Below are 15656 nucleotides of genomic sequence, written 5' to 3'. Positions count from 1 at the left end.
GCCAGGATCAAACTCTTCAGTTTAAACCTGTTACTGTTTTCGGTTCAGTTAAGAACCGGTCGCTCACTCAAAGCTGACAGGAATATGAATCACTTCATAAACCTGACTTACTTTAGTGTGAGACTCTTGATACTTTTGCTATCTGATCCGAAGATCAGCTCGCTTTCATCAAGCGCCCACACTTATCGGCTGTTAATTTTTAAAGAGCATTTCTGCGAGAAACTTCGTGCTTCTCAGCAGCGCTGCGTTTTCAGCAGCAGAGAAGCGAGATTATGAACCGTGTTTCGCAGCTCGTCAACAACTTTTTAACTGCTTCGTTGCGACTGCGGGGTTCATCTTCCTGCGCCAGCCGTGCGCCCAACCTGCTGCACACCGCCGACTTCGCTTCCCCTCTCCCGCGCCGCGTTTCCGTTAGCGCGAAAGAGGCGTGATTCTATGCACTCGCCCCCGTCTCCGCAAGCCCCTTTGTGAAATTATTTTGAAAAAGCCGCCGTGCGCTATCGCGCACGGTGGCTTGGGGCTCGACGGGTCTGGCGACCGCGCTGCAACCAGCGCCAACCAGTCGCCAGACACCTGCCGCGGCGCAGCCCACTCAGCGGTTCTTGAACTCGGGCTTCCGTTTCTCGACGAATGCCGCCATCCCTTCCTTCTGGTCCTCAGTCGCAAACAGCGAATGGAACAGCCGGCGCTCGAAGTGGACACCCTCTGCCAGCGTCGTCTCGTACGCGCGGTTCACCGACTCCTTGACCATCATGACCGCCGGCAGCGAGAACTCGGCAATCGTCGCCGCGGCCGCAATCGCCTCGTCGAGCAGCTTGTCGGCCGGCAGCACGCGCGACACGAGCCCGGCTCGCTCCGCTTCGGCGGCGTCCATGAAGCGCGCGGTCAGGCACATGTCCATCGCCTTCGCCTTCGATACCGCGCGCGGCAGACGCTGCGTGCCGCCCGCGCCCGGCATGATGCCCAGCTTGATCTCCGGCTGGCCGAACTTGGCCGTGTCCGCCGCGAAGACGATGTCGCACATCATCGCGAGCTCGCAACCGCCGCCCAGCGCAAAGCCCGACACCGCGGCAATGATCGGCTTGCGGATCTGACGGACCGTCTCCCAGTTGCGCGTGATGTAGTCACCCCGGTAAACATCCATATAGGAATAGGTCGCCATCATGCCGATGTCCGCGCCGGCTGCGAACGCCTTCTCGCTCCCCGTCACGACGATCGCGCCGATGCCGTCGTCCGCATCGAACGCCTTCAGCGCATCGCCCAACTCATCCATCAACGCATCGTTCAGCGCGTTCAGCGCCTTCGGACGGTTCAGCGTAACCAGCCCGACACGCCCCCGGGTCTCCGCCAGGATGTTCTCGTAAGCCATCTATTTCTCCTCGATCAATGAAATGAGAAACGCCTCGCACATGCGAATAGTTTGATGCTAACATTCTCCGACCAACCGGTCGGTTAATTAATCGATCCAACCCCTCTCATCGTCCATCAGGCCGCCGCCATGACCCATGCACTGTTCACGAAGCACGAAGACACGTTGAAGCACGCACTCGCCGCCATCGAGAGCCGCGGGTACTGGAGCCCGTTCGCCGAAATGCCGAGTCCCAAAGTGTACGGGGAAAGCGCGAACGCAGACGGCGAAGCAGCTTTCAAGTCGCACCTCGACAAGACGTTCGCGCTTGACCAGCCGGCGTCCGGCGAAACGGTCGGCGCGGAGCGATCGCCGTACGGCATCGCACTGGGCATCCGGTATCCGAAGTCGACGCCCGACGCACTGATCGCCGCCGCAGCCGTCGCGCAACGCACGTGGCGCGAAGCCGGCCCCAGCGCCTGGATCGGCGTCAGCCTCGAAATCCTCGCGCGCCTGAACCGCGCGAGCTTCGAGATCGCCTACAGCGTGATGCACACCACGGGGCAGGCATTCATGATGGCGTTCCAGGCCGGCGGCCCGCACGCGCAGGATCGTGCGCTCGAGGCTGTCGCCTATGCATGGGACGAACTGCGCCGCATCCCGGCCGATGCGCACTGGGAAAAGCCGCAAGGCAAGAACCCGCCGCTCGCAATGCACAAGCGCTACACGATCGTCCCGCGCGGCACGGGGCTCGTGCTCGGCTGCTGCACGTTCCCGACCTGGAACGGCTACCCGGGCCTGTTCGCCGATCTGGCAACCGGTAACACCGTAATCGTCAAACCACATCCGGGTGCGATCCTGCCGCTCGCGATCACGGTCCGGATCGCCCGCGACGTGCTGCGCGAAGCCGGGTTCGATCCGAACGTCGTCACGCTCCTTGCGACCGAGCCCAACGACGGCGCCCTCGTTCAGGACATCGCGCTGCGCCCCGAGATCAAGCTGATCGACTTCACGGGCAGCACGCAGAACGGCACGTGGCTCGAACGCCATGCCCACCAGGCACAGGTCTACACCGAGAAGGCCGGCGTCAACCAGATCGTGATCGACTCGACCGACGACCTGAAGGCCGCAGCCAAGAACATCGCGTTCTCGCTGGCGCTGTACTCCGGCCAGATGTGCACGGCGCCGCAGAACATCTACGTGCCGCGCGACGGCATCCGGACCGCGGACGGCCATGCGAGCTTCGACGAAGTCGCGCAAGCCATCGCGGTTGCCGTGCAAAAACTCACCGGAGACCCGGCACGCTCGGTCGAACTGATCGGCGCAATTCAGAACGACGGCGTGACCGCACGTATCGACGACGCCCGCCAGCTCGGCCGCGTACTCGCCGACAGCGTGGCTCTTCAGCACCCCGCGTTCCCCGATGCCCGCGTGCGCACACCGCTCGTGCTGCAACTCGACGTGACCGATCGCGAGAAATTCACGCAGGAGTGGTTCGGCCCGATCTCGTTCGTGATCGCGACCGACTCGACCGCGCAGTCGCTCGATCTCGCCGGTGAAATCGCGGCGGAACATGGCGCGCTGACCCTCTCCGTCTACAGCACCGACGACGCAATCGTCGACGCCGCCTACGACGCAGCGGTGCGCGGCGGTGTCGCGCTGTCGATCAATCTGACGGGCGGCGTGTTCGTCAACCAGTCGGCCGCGTTCTCCGATTTCCACGGCACGGGAGCCAACCCGGCTGCCAACGCGGCGCTGGCCGACCCGGCGTTCGTCGCCAACCGGTTCCGCGTGGTGCAAAGCCGCGTCCATGTTGCCCCGAAGGCCGTACCCGCGGAAGCTGGCCAAACGGCATAACCCGAATGGCGGACGTGCAAACGCCGCCACGTTCTCTACCATGAACGAATCCGCCACCCGGCGGGTTTGTTGCTCATCGATACGCCCATGACAGACGCCTACATCTGCGACGCGATTCGCACCCCCATCGGCCGCTACGGCGGTGCCCTGAAAGATGTCCGTGCCGATGATCTCGGCGCGGTGCCGCTCAAGGCGCTGATCGAGCGCAATCGCCACGTCGACTGGACGGCGATCGACGACGTGATCTACGGCTGCGCGAACCAGGCCGGCGAAGACAACCGCAACGCCGCGCGCATGTCGGCGCTGCTCGCGGGCCTGCCGACCGCCGTGCCGGGTACGACGCTGAACCGGCTGTGCGGCTCCGGGATGGACGCGGTCGGCACGGCCGCGCGCGCGATCAAGTCGGGCGAAGCGCGCCTGATGATCGCCGGCGGCGTCGAGAGCATGACGCGCGCGCCGTTCGTGATGGGCAAGGCCGCGAGCGCGTTCGCACGCCAGGCCGACATCTACGATACGACGATCGGCTGGCGCTTCGTCAATCCGCTGATGAAACAGCTTCACGGCGTCGATTCGATGCCGGAGACGGCCGAGAACGTCGCGGTCGATTACAACATCAGTCGTGCCGACCAGGACCTGTTCGCGCTGCGCAGCCAGCAAAAGGCCGCGCGTGCGCAGCAGGACGGCACGCTCGCCGAGGAAATCGTCGCCGTCACGATTGCGCAGAAGAAGGGCGATCCGGTGGTCGTGTCGCGCGACGAACATCCGCGCGAGACGTCGCTCGAAGCACTCGCGAAGCTGAAGGGCGTCGTGCGCCCGGACGGCTCTGTAACGGCCGGCAATGCATCGGGCGTCAACGACGGCGCGTGCGCGCTGCTGCTCGCCAATGCACAGCACAGGCAGCCGATCAGTATGGCCTGCGCCGCCGCGCGCGCGTCATCGGCATGGCGACGGCAGGCGTCGAGCCGCGCGTGATGGGCATCGGCCCCGCGCCGGCCACGCAGAAACTGCTGCGCCAGCTCGGCATGACCATCGACCAGTTCGACGTGATCGAGTTGAACGAGGCGTTTGCGTCGCAGGGTCTCGCGGTACTGCGCATGCTCGGCGTCGCCGACGACGATCCGCGCGTGAACCCGAACGGCGGCGCGATCGCACTCGGTCATCCGCTCGGCGCATCGGGGGCCCGGCTCGTGACCACTGCGCTCCATCAACTCGAGCGTACGGGCGGCCGCTTTGCACTCTGTACGATGTGCATCGGCGTCGGCCAGGGCATCGCACTCGCGGTCGAACGCGTGTAACCGATGCGCCGCGCGCCTATAACGAAGTCATGAAGGAGACACTGCATGTCCTATCAGGCGATTCAGCTGGATATCGATCAGGCCGCGCGCGTGGCCACGATCACCCTCAACCGCCCCGACAAGCTGAACAGCTTCACGCGGGCGATGCATCGCGAACTGCAGTCGGCTCTCGATGAAGTCGAAGCGGCCGGCGCGCGCGCGCTGATTCTGACGGGTGCGGGGCGCGGCTTCTGCGCGGGCCAGGACCTCGCCGACCTCGACTTCACGCCCGGCGCGTCCACCGACCTCGGCACGCTGATCGACGAGCATTTCAATCCGCTGATCCGCCGCCTGCAGCGTCTGCCGCTGCCGGTGATCGCCGCCGTCAACGGCACGGCGGCCGGCGCCGGCGCAAATCTCGCGCTCGCATGCGATCTCGTGTTCGCCGCCCGCTCGAGCAGTTTCATCCAGGCCTTCGTCAAGATCGGGCTCGTACCCGATTCAGGCGGCACGTGGTTCCTGCCGCAACGCGTCGGCATGGCACGTGCGCTGGGGCTCGCGCTGACCGGCGACAAGCTTGGCGCCGAACAGGCCGAACAGTGGGGCCTGATCTGGCGTGCGGTCGACGACGACGCACTCGCCGCATCAGCCCGCCAGCTCGCAACCCAGCTCGCGCAGCAGCCGACGCTCGCGATCGCATCGATCAAGCAATCGATGCGCGACAGCGTCACGAACACGCTCGACCAGCAGCTCGACCTGGAACGCGACATGCAGCGCAAGCTGGGCCAGTCGCACGACTACGCGGAAGGCGTGAAGGCATTCGTCGAAAAGCGTGCTCCACGCTTCGAGGGGCGTTGACATGACGGCCGCCACCGCCACGCTCGATCCCGATTCGCTCGCCCGCGCCACCGCGCAGGCGATGTTCGACGCCGATGCATGCAGCCGCGCGTTCGGCATGGAAATCGCTGAAGTACGCGCGGGCTACGCACGCCTGCAGATGCGCGTGCGGCCAGAGTTCCTGAACGGGCATCAAACCTGCCACGGCGGGATCATCTTCACGCTCGCCGATTCGACGTTCGCGTTCGCGTGCAACTCGTACAACCTGAATACGGTCGCTGCCGGCTGCTCGATCGAATTCCTGCGCCCCGTGCACGGCAACGACGTGCTGACGGCCGAGGCGATCGAACAGGCGCGCGCCGGCCGCCACGGCATCTACGACATCCGCGTCACGAACCAGACAGGCGAAACGGTCGCGATGTTTCGCGGCAAATCCGCCCAGATCAAGGGCACGGTCATACCGGAAGACCGCTGACGTCAACGGCTCGCACATAACAAACACTGGAGACATGCATGACTACCCCGCTACCGCTCGAGCCGATCGAGACCGCCTCACGCGACGAGCTGACCGCGCTGCAGCTCGAACGCCTCAAGTGGTCGCTCCGGCATGCGTATGACCACTCTCCCGTCTATCGTCGCAAATTCGACGACGCGGGCGTGCATCCCGACGACCTGAAAACGCTCGCCGACCTGTCGCGCTTCCCGTTCACGACGAAAGGCGACCTGCGTGACAGTTACCCGTTCGGGATGTTCGCCGTGCCGCAGGACCAGATCTCGCGCATCCACGCATCATCGGGCACGACCGGCAAGCCGACGGTCGTCGGCTATACGGCCGGCGACATCGACACGTGGGCGAATCTCGTCGCGCGCTCGATCCGCGCCGCCGGCGCACGCCGCGGCGACAAGGTACACGTCAGCTACGGGTACGGCTTGTTCACCGGCGGGCTCGGCGCGCACTACGGCGCCGAACGTGCGGGATTGACCGTGATCCCGTTCGGCGGCGGCCAGACCGAGAAGCAGGTACAACTGATCCAGGATTTCCGGCCCGACATCATCATGGTGACGCCGAGCTACATGTTGTCGATCGCCGACGAAATCGAGCGCCAGGGCCTCGATCCCGCGCAGAGCTCGCTGCGCATCGGCATCTTCGGCGCGGAGCCATGGACCAACGACATGCGCGTCGCGATCGAGCAGCGGATGGGCATCGACGCGGTCGACATCTACGGGCTGTCCGAAGTGATGGGCCCCGGCGTCGCGTCCGAATGCGTCGAGACCAAGGACGGCCCGACCATCTGGGAAGATCACTTCTATCCGGAAATCATCGATCCGGAAACCGGCGAAGTGCTGCCGGACGGCGAATTCGGCGAGCTCGTGTTCACGTCGCTGACGAAGGAGGCGCTGCCGATCATCCGCTACCGGACACGCGACCTCACGCGCCTGTTACCCGGCACCGCTCGCACGATGCGCCGGATGGAAAAGATCACCGGCCGCTCGGACGACATGATGATCGTGCGTGGCGTCAACGTGTTCCCGACGCAAATCGAGGAACAGTTGCTCAAGCAGCGCGCGCTCGCACCACACTATCAGATCGTACTGACGAAGGAAGGCCCGCTCGACGTGCTGACGCTCAACGTCGAGCCCTGTCCCGACACTGCTCCGGATACGGCGGCGATCCACGCGGCGAAACGAGCGCTCGCGCATGACATCAAGTCGCTGATCGGCGTGACGGCCGTGATCAACGTGCTGCCCGTAAACGGGATCGAGCGCTCGGTCGGCAAGGCGCGCCGCGTCGTCGACAAGCGCAAGGGCTGACGGCAGACGCTGCGCGTGCGTCGCGCGCAGAGGCAATCCCGTTGCGCAACAAAAGAAACAGCCCGATCGGCCAACGCCAATCGGGCTATTTATTGTGTTCCGCGACGTCGTTCAACGCGACAGGCGCATCACACGAACTGAAACCACACGGGTACACCGCTCTCGAACCGACGCACTCCACGCGCACCGTCGCGCCCACGAATACCCCGCCTCATGCGCGGGCGGCTCCCGAGAAGCCGATGCCGCCTCACGTCACGAATTCGGGAACAGCAGCCACATCCGGCCGACCTGCTTCATCCGGCCGGCCTGGTCGCCTGCGTCGTCGCCGAGTCCCCAGAAATAGTCGGCCCGCACGCCGCCCTTGATCGCGGAGCCCGTATCCTGCGCGAACACGAGCCGGTTCATCGGCGTATTCGTCAGCGGACGCGTGGTCTGCAGGAACACGGGCGTGCCGAGCGGGATCGACGACGGATCGACCGCGATCGAACGCTCCGCCGTCAGCGGCACGCCGAGCGCGCCGATCGGGCCGTCCGCGCCGCCGTGCGGCGCGTCCTCCTTGATCGGCATGTCGCGGAAGAACACGAACCGCGGATTCGTGTCGAGCAACGCGTCAACGCGGTTCGGATTCGCCTTCGCCCACGCCTTGATGCCCTGCATCGTCGCCTGTGCGGGCGTCAGCTCGCCGCGATCGAGCAACCACTTGCCGATCGAGCGGTACGGCTGGTTGTTGGTGCCGCCGAAGCCGACCCGCATCACCGAACCATCGTCGAGCAGCACGCGCCCCGAGCCCTGCACCTGCAGGAAGAACGCCTCGATCGGATCGTCGACCCACACGAGTTCGTTGCCGTTCAGGATGCCCGCACGCTCGAGCTGCGCGCGCGCAGGCAGCGCGGCGCCCGCGCGATAACCGGCCGGCCAGCGATAGAGCGCGTATTGATACGGGCCGCGGCGCACGCGCGAGCCATGCAGCAGCGGCTCGTAATAGCCGGTCACGAGCCCGTCGAGCGTCCCGTCGGTGTTCGCGAGCTGGAACGGCGTGAAATACGTTTCGAAGAAAGTGCGTGCGCTGCCGACATCGAGCTCGTCGAGCCGGTCGGCGGCCGCACAAGCGCGCTGCCAGGCAGGCTGACGCGCGAGCCGCGCGCAGTTCTGCCGCAGCGCGGCCGTCGCGCCGAGCAGCGAATCGTCCTGCCAGCCCGGCACCTGCTGCCACGCAACCGGCGTGAGCCGCTTCGCGGCAACCTGCCCCGGCACGATCGCCGCGCCGGTCGGCGGCTTGAGCGCAGACGTTCGCGTCGGCGCGCCGCCGCACGCGGCAAGCAGCGCCGCCGCCGCGGCCGCCGCAACCCAGCCGGCCAGCCGGGGCCCAAACCACATACAATGTCCGTTCTTGATGGAAACCGCCATGTCAGATTTTCTCGACCAATATCCGATGCTCATCTTCGCGCTCGAAGCCTTCGTAGCGCTTGCCCTGCTGATCTTCATCGTCGTGTGGACGTCGTCGGGCAGAAAGAAGCACGCCCGCAACAACGATCGCCAGCCGCGCTGACGCGCTCCGCGCGCTCAATGCAGCGTGCGCGGCATGTGCAGTGCAAACTCGTCGACCGGCGCCTCGAAACGCTCGCCGTCCTCCGCCACGCAGAAGTACGCGCCACGCATCGTACCGACCGGCGTCGCGATCACGGCCCAGCTCGTGTATTCGAACTGCTCGCCCGGCTGCAGCAGCGGCTGGTGCCCGACGACGCCGAGCCCCTTCACTTCCTGCACGTGGCTCTCGCTGTCCGTGATGATCCAGTGACGCGCGATCAGCTGCGCCGCGACCTGCCCCGTGTTGCGGATCGTCAGCGTGTACGCGAATGCGTATTGACGGCGATCGGGGTCGGATTGTTCCGGCAAGTAGCTGGTTTTCACCGAAACGGTGAACTGATACTGACTCATGGTGTTTCCACTGGAGGGTGACTGTCCGTGCCGGCATGGGCGACGGGGCCGCGGACGCGCCGCTTTGGTTCGGCATTCTGCTTGATGCGGAATCGGGCCGCAACCGCACGGCCTGCCGCCGCGAGCCGGCCGCCGGGCGGTAGAATGTCGGTTTTGCGCCGCAACGTCCCCGCTCCCCCTGCCATGACCCAATTCCGCATCGCTCCCAGCATCCTGTCGGCCGATTTCGCACGGCTCGGCGAAGAAGTCCGCAACGTGGTCGCCGCCGGCGCCGACTGGATCCACTTCGACGTGATGGACAACCATTATGTGCCGAACCTGACGATCGGCCCGCTCGTGTGCGAAGCGATCCGCCCGCACGTGCAGGTGCCGATCGACGTGCACCTGATGGTACGCCCGGTCGACCGGATCGTGCCCGATTTTGCGAAGGCCGGTGCGAACCTGATCAGCTTCCACCCGGAAGGCTCCGATCACATCGACCGCACGCTGTCGCTGATCCGCGACCACGGCTGCAAGGCCGGCCTCGTATTCAACCCGGCCACGCCGCTGAACTATCTCGACCACGTGATGGACCGCCTCGACTTCGTGCTGCTGATGTCGGTCAACCCCGGCTTCGGCGGCCAGTCGTTCATTCCGGAAACGCTGAACAAGCTGCGCGAAGCACGCGCACGTATCGACGCGTACACCGAGCGCACGGGCCGCGAGATCCTGCTCGAGGTCGACGGCGGCGTGAAGACCGACAACATCGCGGAAATCGCGGCGGCCGGCGCCGACACCTTCGTCGCGGGTTCGGCGATCTTCGGCAAGCCCGACTACCGCAAGGTGATCGACGAGATGCGCGCCGCGCTCGCCACCGTCGAGCGGAGCTGACGCCGTGGCCGAATCGTCGCTCGCCGGCCGTGCGCCGGCCGGGGCCGCAACGAACGCCGCCCCGATCCGCTTCGCCGCGCCGCGCATCGACGCGGCGCTGATCGATCTCGACGGCACGATGGTCGACACGGCCGACGATTTCACGGCCGGCCTGAACGGAATGCTTGCGCGGCTCGACGCGCCGGCCACATCGCGCGACGAAGTGATCGGCTACGTCGGCAAGGGCTCCGAACACCTGATCCGGAGCGTGCTGAAGCCGCGCTTCCCGGCCGACGAGGCGCACGCGCGCTTCGACGACGCCCTGGCGATCTACCAGACCGAATACGCGAAGATCAACGGCCGCCATACGCGCCTCTATCCGGACGTGACCTCCGGTCTCGACGCGCTGCGCGCGGCCGGCATCCGGCTCGCGTGCGTGACGAACAAGCCGCACCGCTTCGCGGTCGAGCTGCTCGAACAATACGGGCTGGCCGATTGCTTCGGCATCGTGCTCGGCGGCGACAGCGTCGCACGCAAGAAGCCCGACCCGCTGCCGATGCTGACGGCCTGCGACGCACTCGGCGTCACGCCGGACACGGCGGTCGCGATCGGCGACTCGGAAAACGATGCGCTGGCGGGCCGCGCAGCCGGGATGGCGACACTGACGGTGCCGTATGGCTATAACCACGGCAAAGCTATACAAACGATAAATTCGGATGGTATAGTCGATTCGTTGCTGGTCGCGGCCCGCGCGATCACCGCGCACAACGCCGGCCGGCCAACCATCTGATTATTTCTTCCATCCGCATGTTTCTGAATAAAAAACGGAGTCTGAGCAGCATCGACCGGGGAGCCTGGCCCTGGCGTCGCTGGTCGCGCTAACCTCTTCGATGAGGTACGCTGAAGCACGTCTTCAGCGCCGTTTTTTATCTCGCTGCGCATCCGCGCGCCGATCGTCGCACCACCTCGAGTTCCACCGCGTCCGAACGCTTGCGTTCAGGATCGGCCGCAGGCTCGCGACGTTCACGCCCGGAGTGCCGGCCGGCAACAGGCACTTCTCGATCGACCGCCCTTTCGCCGACGGCAACCCGCGCAGCGTCAAGTGATCCCTGGCGCACGCGCCGCTCGTCCCGAACAGGACCGGAACATGACCGAACTCGAATTCCAATCGCTCGCGAACGAAGGCTACAACCGTATCCCGCTGATCGCGGAAGCCCTCGCCGATCTCGAAACGCCGCTGTCCCTCTACCTGAAGCTGGCCCAGCCCGAACGGGCGGGCGCCAACTCGTTCCTGCTCGAATCGGTGGTCGGCGGCGAACGCTTCGGCCGCTACTCGTTCATCGGCCTGCCCGCCCGCACGCTCGTGCGCACCCGCAACGGCGTGTCGGAAGTCGTGCGCGACGGCCAGGTCGTCGAGACGCATGACGGCGACCCGTTCCAATTCATCGAATCGTTCCAGGCGCGCTTCAAGGTGGCGCAGCGTCCGGGCCTGCCGCGCTTCTGCGGCGGTCTCGCCGGCTACTTCGGCTACGACGCGGTGCGCTATATCGAGAAGAAGCTCGCGAACACCGCGCCGCGCGACGATCTCGGCCTGCCCGACATCCAGCTGCTGCTCACCGAAGAAGTCGCGGTGATCGACAACCTCGCCGGCAAGCTCTACCTGATCATCTATGCGGACCCGGGCCAGCCGGAAGCCTATGCGAAGGCGAAACAGCGCCTGCGCGAACTGAAGCAGCGCCTGCGCACGACCGTGCAGCCGCCCGTCACGTCGGCGAGCGTGCGCACCGAGACGTTCCGCGAGTTCAAGAAGGAAGACTATCTGGCCGCCGTGCGCCAGGCGAAGGAATACATCGCGGCCGGCGAACTGATGCAGATCCAGGTCGGCCAGCGGCTGACCAAGCCGTACCGCGACAATCCGCTGTCGCTGTATCGCGCGCTGCGTTCGCTGAATCCGTCACCGTACATGTACTACTACAACTTCGGCGATTTCCACGTGGTCGGCGCATCGCCGGAAATCCTCGTGCGCCAGGAAAAGCGCGGCGACGACCAGATCGTCACGATTCGCCCGCTCGCCGGCACGCGCCCGCGCGGCAACACGCCCGAGCGCGACGCGGAACTCGCGACCGAGCTGCTCAACGATCCGAAGGAGATCGCCGAGCACGTGATGCTGATCGACCTCGCGCGCAACGACGTCGGCCGCATCGCGGAAATCGGCTCGGTGCAGGTGACCGACAAGATGGTCATCGAAAAGTACTCGCACGTGCAGCACATCGTCAGCTCGGTCGAAGGCAAGCTGAAGCCCGGCATGACGAACTACGACGTGCTGCGCGCGACGTTCCCGGCCGGCACGCTGTCCGGTGCGCCGAAGGTGCGCGCGATGGAGCTGATCGACGAGCTCGAGCCGATCAAGCGCGGGCTGTACGGCGGTGCGGTGGGCTACCTGTCGTTCTCGGGCGAGATGGATCTCGCGATCGCGATCCGTACGGGTCTGATCCACAACGGCAACCTGTATGTGCAAGCGGCGGCCGGCGTCGTCGCGGATTCGGTGCCCGAATCCGAATGGCAAGAGACCGAAAACAAGGCGCGCGCGGTGCTGCGTGCGGCCGAACAGGTCCAGGACGGCCTCGATAGCGACTTCTGACCGGAGACTGACCATGCTGCTCATGATCGACAACTACGATTCGTTCACCTACAACCTGGTCCAGTACTTCGGCGAACTGGGCGAGGACGTGCACACGTACCGCAACGACGAAATCACGCTCGACGAGATCGCGCGCCTGAATCCCGACGCGATCTGCCTGTCGCCGGGCCCGAGCAACCCGCAGCACGCGGGCATCACGCTCGACGTGCTGCGCGAATTTTCGGGCAGGAAGCCGATCCTCGGCGTCTGCCTCGGCCACCAGGCGATCGGCGAAGCATTCGGCGGCCGCGTCGTGCGCGCGAAGACCATCATGCACGGCAAGGTGAGCCGGATCGAAACGGACTGCCGCGGCGTGTTCGCCGACCTGCCGAAGCATTTCGACGTCACGCGCTACCATTCGCTCGCGATCGAGCGCGAGTCGCTGCCCGACTGCCTCGAGGTGTCCGCGTGGACCGACGACGGAGAAATCATGGGCGTGCGCCACAAGACGCTGCCGGTCGAGGGCGTGCAGTTCCACCCGGAATCGATCCTGTCCGAGCACGGCCATGCGCTGCTCGAGAATTTCCTGAAGCAGGCCCGCGCCGCGGCCGCGCAAGCCGCCTGACGGGAGCCTCATGATGACGATTACCCCGCAGGAAGCGCTGCAGCGCACGATCGAACACCGCGAGATCTTCCACGACGAGATGCTGCACCTGATGCGGCTCATCATGCGCGGCGACATGTCGCCCGTGATGGCCGCCGCGATCATCACCGGGCTGCGCGTGAAGAAGGAGACGATCGGCGAGATCGCCGCCGCCGCGACCGTGATGCGCGAATTCGCGAACCACGTCGACGTGCAGGACAACTCGAACTTCGTCGACATCGTCGGCACCGGCGGCGACGGCTCGCACACGTTCAACATCTCGACCGCGTCGATGTTCGTCACGGCGGCGGCCGGCGCGAAAGTCGCGAAGCACGGCAACCGCGGTGTGTCGAGCAAGTCAGGCAGCGCCGACGTGCTCGAGGCGCTCGGCGTGAACATCGACCTGCAGTCGGAACAGGTCGCCGCGTCGATCGCCGAAACGGGCATGGGCTTCATGTTCGCGCCGAACCATCACCCGGCGATGAAGAACATCGCGGCCGTGCGCCGCGAGCTCGGCGTGCGCACGATCTTCAACATCCTCGGCCCGCTGACCAATCCGGCCGGCGCGCCGAACCAGTTGATGGGCGTGTTCCACCCCGACCTCGTCGGCATCCAGGTGCGCGTGATGCAGCGTCTCGGCGCGCAGCACGTACTCGTCGTATACGGCAAGGACGGGATGGACGAGGTGTCGCTCGGCGCCGCGACGCTCGTCGGCGAATTGCGCGACGGCAAGGTGCACGAATACGAGATCCATCCGGAAGACTTCGGCCTGCAGATGGTGTCGAACCGCACGCTGAAGGTGGAAAATGCCGAAGAATCGCGCACGATGCTGCTCGGCGCGCTGGACAACCAGCCGGGCGTCGCCCGCGAGATCGTCACGCTAAACTCGGGTACTGCACTCTATGCGGCGAACGTCGCCGAATCGATCGCGGACGGCATCCAGCTCGCCCGCGAAGCGATCGCGAGCGGCAAGGCGCGCGCGAAGGTCGACGAACTCGTGCGCTTCACGCAGCAGTTCAAGCGCTGACTCCCCTTACGACTCAAGCAGGAACCCACATGAGCGACATTCTCGACCGAATCATCGCCGTCAAGCGCGAAGAAGTCGCGGCGGCCATGCGCAGCACGCCGCTCGAGGCACTGAAGCTGGACGCATCCGCGCGCGACCTGCGCGACTTCGTCGGCGCGCTGCGTGCAAAGCACGCGGCCGGCAACGCCGCCGTGATCGCCGAAATCAAGAAGGCAAGCCCGTCGAAGGGCGTGCTGCGCGAGCATTTCGTGCCGGCCGACATCGCGCGCTCGTATGCGGCGCACGGCGCCGCATGCCTGTCGGTGCTGACCGACGAGCAGTTCTTCCAGGGCAGCGTCCGCTACCTCGAAGAGGCGCGCGCGGCCTGCACGCTGCCGGTGCTGCGCAAGGACTTCATCGTCGACGCGTACCAGATCCTCGAGGCCCGGGCGATGGGCGCCGACGCGATCCTGCTGATCGCCGCCGCACTCGACACGCCGCTGATGCAGGACCTCGAAGCATATGCGCACTCGCTCGGCCTCGCCGTGCTGGTCGAAGTGCACGACCGCAACGAGATGGAGCAGGCGCTGACGCTCAAGACGCCGCTGCTCGGCATCAACAACCGCAACCTGCGCACGTTCGAGACGTCGATCCAGACCACGCTCGACATGCTCGACATGATTCCGCCGGACCGGATTGTCGTGACCGAATCGGGCATCCTGTCGCGCACCGACGTCGACACGATGCGCGCGGCGAACGTGAACACGTTCCTCGTCGGCGAAGCGTTCATGCGCGCCGATCAGCCAGGCGAGGAGCTCGCACGGATGTTCTTCTGATGGCGATCGAAAAGGAAATCAAGCTCGCGCTGCCGGCCGGCCAGGCCGGTGCCGCGCGGCGCTTCTTCGAGACGCTGACCGGCGAACCCGGCCGCGACATCACGCTCGCGAACGTCTATTACGACACGCCCGATCTCGCGCTGGCCCGCTCGAAGAGCGCGGTGCGCGTGCGCCGCGCGCCGCAAGGCTGGCTGCAGACGTTCAAGACGGTCGGCAACGCGGAAGGCGGCCTGCATCGCCGCCACGAATGGGAACTGCCAGTGGCCGGCGACGCGCTCGAGATCGATGCGCTCGTCGCGGCCTGCGACGTGCCGGAAGCCGCCGCTGCGCTGCGTGACGCGGCGAGCGCGCTGCGCGCACTGTTCCGCACGGATTTTTCGCGTACGCTGTGGCGCATCGCAATCGGCGGCGCAACCGTCGAAGCCGCGGTGGACCTCGGCGAGATCGTCGTCCAGGCGGAACACGAAACGCGCCGCGAACCGATCAGCGAAATCGAACTCGAACTGATCGACGGCCCGGAAGCGGCGCTCGCGACGCTCGCCGCCGAACTGCAGCAGGCGCTGCCGGGCCTCGCTCCCGAAAACATCAGCAAGGCGCAGCGCGGCTACCGGCTGCGCGCGCAATAAACACGCATCA

At 65.9% G+C, this 15656-nt stretch carries 15 protein-coding genes and 1 pseudogene; 13 read left to right on the top strand and 3 right to left on the bottom strand.

From position 1 onward, the window contains the following. Window positions 1-276 (top strand): hypothetical protein (locus tag BT264_RS39645; protein ID WP_218173357.1); only part of this gene is annotated, 276 nt, incomplete at its 5' end. 316 nt (window positions 277-592) lie between these two features. On the opposite strand, the gene BT264_RS28400 is transcribed toward BT264_RS39645, so the two are convergent. Further along, entirely contained in the window at window positions 593-1369 is a 777-nt protein-coding gene (locus tag BT264_RS28400) for an enoyl-CoA hydratase (RefSeq protein WP_072443055.1), read from the bottom strand. A 129-nt stretch (window positions 1370-1498) separates the two neighbouring features. Between BT264_RS28400 and paaN the strand changes: the two genes are divergently transcribed. The 5 genes and pseudogenes from paaN to paaK all read left to right on the top strand — a co-directional run bounded on the left by paaN (window position 1499) and on the right by paaK (window position 7128). After that, entirely contained in the window at window positions 1499-3205 is a 1707-nt protein-coding gene (gene paaN / locus BT264_RS28395; protein WP_072443053.1) for a phenylacetic acid degradation protein PaaN, read from the top strand. An 87-nt stretch (window positions 3206-3292) separates the two neighbouring features. Next, a pseudogene (pcaF, locus tag BT264_RS28390) lies at window positions 3293-4500 on the top strand (3-oxoadipyl-CoA thiolase). 45 nt (window positions 4501-4545) lie between these two features. Further along, window positions 4546-5337, top strand: coding sequence for a 2-(1,2-epoxy-1,2-dihydrophenyl)acetyl-CoA isomerase PaaG (paaG, locus tag BT264_RS28385; protein WP_034183735.1), 792 nt, complete (start codon window positions 4546-4548; stop codon window positions 5335-5337). A gap of 1 nt (window position 5338) precedes the next feature. Then, window positions 5339-5791, top strand: coding sequence for a hydroxyphenylacetyl-CoA thioesterase PaaI (gene paaI, locus BT264_RS28380; protein WP_072443051.1), 453 nt, complete (start codon window positions 5339-5341; stop codon window positions 5789-5791). Between the two features lie 38 nt (window positions 5792-5829). Continuing rightward, a complete protein-coding gene (paaK, locus tag BT264_RS28375; protein ID WP_072443050.1) occupies window positions 5830-7128 on the top strand; it encodes a phenylacetate--CoA ligase PaaK in 1299 nt (432 codons plus the stop codon). Window positions 7129-7380: 252 nt separating this feature from the next. Here the strand turns inward: paaK and BT264_RS28370 are convergent, their stop codons facing one another. Both BT264_RS28370 and apaG read right to left on the bottom strand, forming a co-directional pair. Next, window positions 7381-8613, bottom strand: a complete 1233-nt coding sequence (locus BT264_RS28370; RefSeq protein WP_072443066.1) for a murein transglycosylase A — start codon at window positions 8611-8613, stop codon at window positions 7381-7383. Between the two features lie 78 nt (window positions 8614-8691). Continuing rightward, window positions 8692-9066, bottom strand: a complete 375-nt coding sequence (gene apaG / locus BT264_RS28365; protein WP_083534227.1) for a Co2+/Mg2+ efflux protein ApaG — start codon at window positions 9064-9066, stop codon at window positions 8692-8694. 183 nt (window positions 9067-9249) lie between these two features. On the opposite strand from apaG, the gene rpe reads away from it, so the two are divergent. From rpe to BT264_RS28330, 7 genes are all read left to right on the top strand, one after another. After that, entirely contained in the window at window positions 9250-9936 is a 687-nt protein-coding gene (rpe, locus tag BT264_RS28360) for a ribulose-phosphate 3-epimerase (protein WP_011883156.1), read from the top strand. Window positions 9937-9940: 4 nt separating this feature from the next. Continuing rightward, window positions 9941-10705 (top strand): phosphoglycolate phosphatase, encoded by a 765-nt coding sequence (locus BT264_RS28355; protein ID WP_072443048.1) that lies wholly within the window; start codon window positions 9941-9943, stop codon window positions 10703-10705. 357 nt (window positions 10706-11062) lie between these two features. After that, window positions 11063-12556 (top strand): anthranilate synthase component I, encoded by a 1494-nt coding sequence (gene trpE, locus BT264_RS28350; protein ID WP_034183729.1) that lies wholly within the window; start codon window positions 11063-11065, stop codon window positions 12554-12556. A 13-nt stretch (window positions 12557-12569) separates the two neighbouring features. Further along, window positions 12570-13160: an aminodeoxychorismate/anthranilate synthase component II gene (locus tag BT264_RS28345; RefSeq protein WP_072443047.1), complete on the top strand. Its 591-nt coding sequence runs from the start codon at window positions 12570-12572 to the stop codon at window positions 13158-13160. 13 nt (window positions 13161-13173) lie between these two features. Continuing rightward, window positions 13174-14205: an anthranilate phosphoribosyltransferase gene (gene trpD / locus BT264_RS28340; RefSeq protein WP_072443065.1), complete on the top strand. Its 1032-nt coding sequence runs from the start codon at window positions 13174-13176 to the stop codon at window positions 14203-14205. A 29-nt stretch (window positions 14206-14234) separates the two neighbouring features. Further along, the gene (trpC, locus tag BT264_RS28335; RefSeq protein ID WP_072443045.1) at window positions 14235-15020 is read left to right on the top strand and encodes an indole-3-glycerol phosphate synthase TrpC; all 786 of its coding nucleotides are present in this window, start codon (window positions 14235-14237) and stop codon (window positions 15018-15020) included. Then, window positions 15020-15646, top strand: coding sequence for a CYTH domain-containing protein (locus BT264_RS28330; RefSeq protein WP_072443043.1), 627 nt, complete (start codon window positions 15020-15022; stop codon window positions 15644-15646). Before trpC ends, BT264_RS28330 begins: the two co-directional genes overlap by 1 nt. Window positions 15647-15656: the final 10 nt, after the last annotated feature.

Source organism: Burkholderia sp. NFPP32, from assembly GCF_900119325.1.
Taxonomy (GTDB): Bacteria; Pseudomonadota; Gammaproteobacteria; order Burkholderiales; family Burkholderiaceae; genus Burkholderia; species Burkholderia pyrrocinia_C.
This window is presented reverse-complemented; position numbering and strand designations above follow the sequence as displayed.

Bases quoted from the DNA above. Each gene is read 5' to 3' on its own strand.
- apaG (WP_083534227.1), bottom strand. From the start codon at position 9,066: ATGAGTCAGTATCAGTTCACCGTTTCGGTGAAAACCAGCTACTTGCCG.
- paaI (WP_072443051.1), top strand. From the start codon at position 5,339: ATGACGGCCGCCACCGCCACGCTCGATCCCGATTCGCTCGCCCGCGCC.
- trpD (WP_072443065.1), top strand. From the start codon at position 13,174: ATGACGATTACCCCGCAGGAAGCGCTGCAGCGCACGATCGAACACCGC.
- BT264_RS28330 (WP_072443043.1), top strand. From the start codon at position 15,020: ATGGCGATCGAAAAGGAAATCAAGCTCGCGCTGCCGGCCGGCCAGGCC.
- paaN (WP_072443053.1), top strand. From the start codon at position 1,499: ATGACCCATGCACTGTTCACGAAGCACGAAGACACGTTGAAGCACGCA.
- paaG (WP_034183735.1), top strand. From the start codon at position 4,546: ATGTCCTATCAGGCGATTCAGCTGGATATCGATCAGGCCGCGCGCGTG.
- BT264_RS28345 (WP_072443047.1), top strand. From the start codon at position 12,570: ATGCTGCTCATGATCGACAACTACGATTCGTTCACCTACAACCTGGTC.
- paaK (WP_072443050.1), top strand. From the start codon at position 5,830: ATGACTACCCCGCTACCGCTCGAGCCGATCGAGACCGCCTCACGCGAC.
- BT264_RS28370 (WP_072443066.1), bottom strand. From the start codon at position 8,613: ATGAAGATCAGCAGGGCAAGCGCTACGAAGGCTTCGAGCGCGAAGATG.
- trpE (WP_034183729.1), top strand. From the start codon at position 11,063: ATGACCGAACTCGAATTCCAATCGCTCGCGAACGAAGGCTACAACCGT.
- rpe (WP_011883156.1), top strand. From the start codon at position 9,250: ATGACCCAATTCCGCATCGCTCCCAGCATCCTGTCGGCCGATTTCGCA.
- BT264_RS28400 (WP_072443055.1), bottom strand. From the start codon at position 1,369: ATGGCTTACGAGAACATCCTGGCGGAGACCCGGGGGCGTGTCGGGCTG.
- trpC (WP_072443045.1), top strand. From the start codon at position 14,235: ATGAGCGACATTCTCGACCGAATCATCGCCGTCAAGCGCGAAGAAGTC.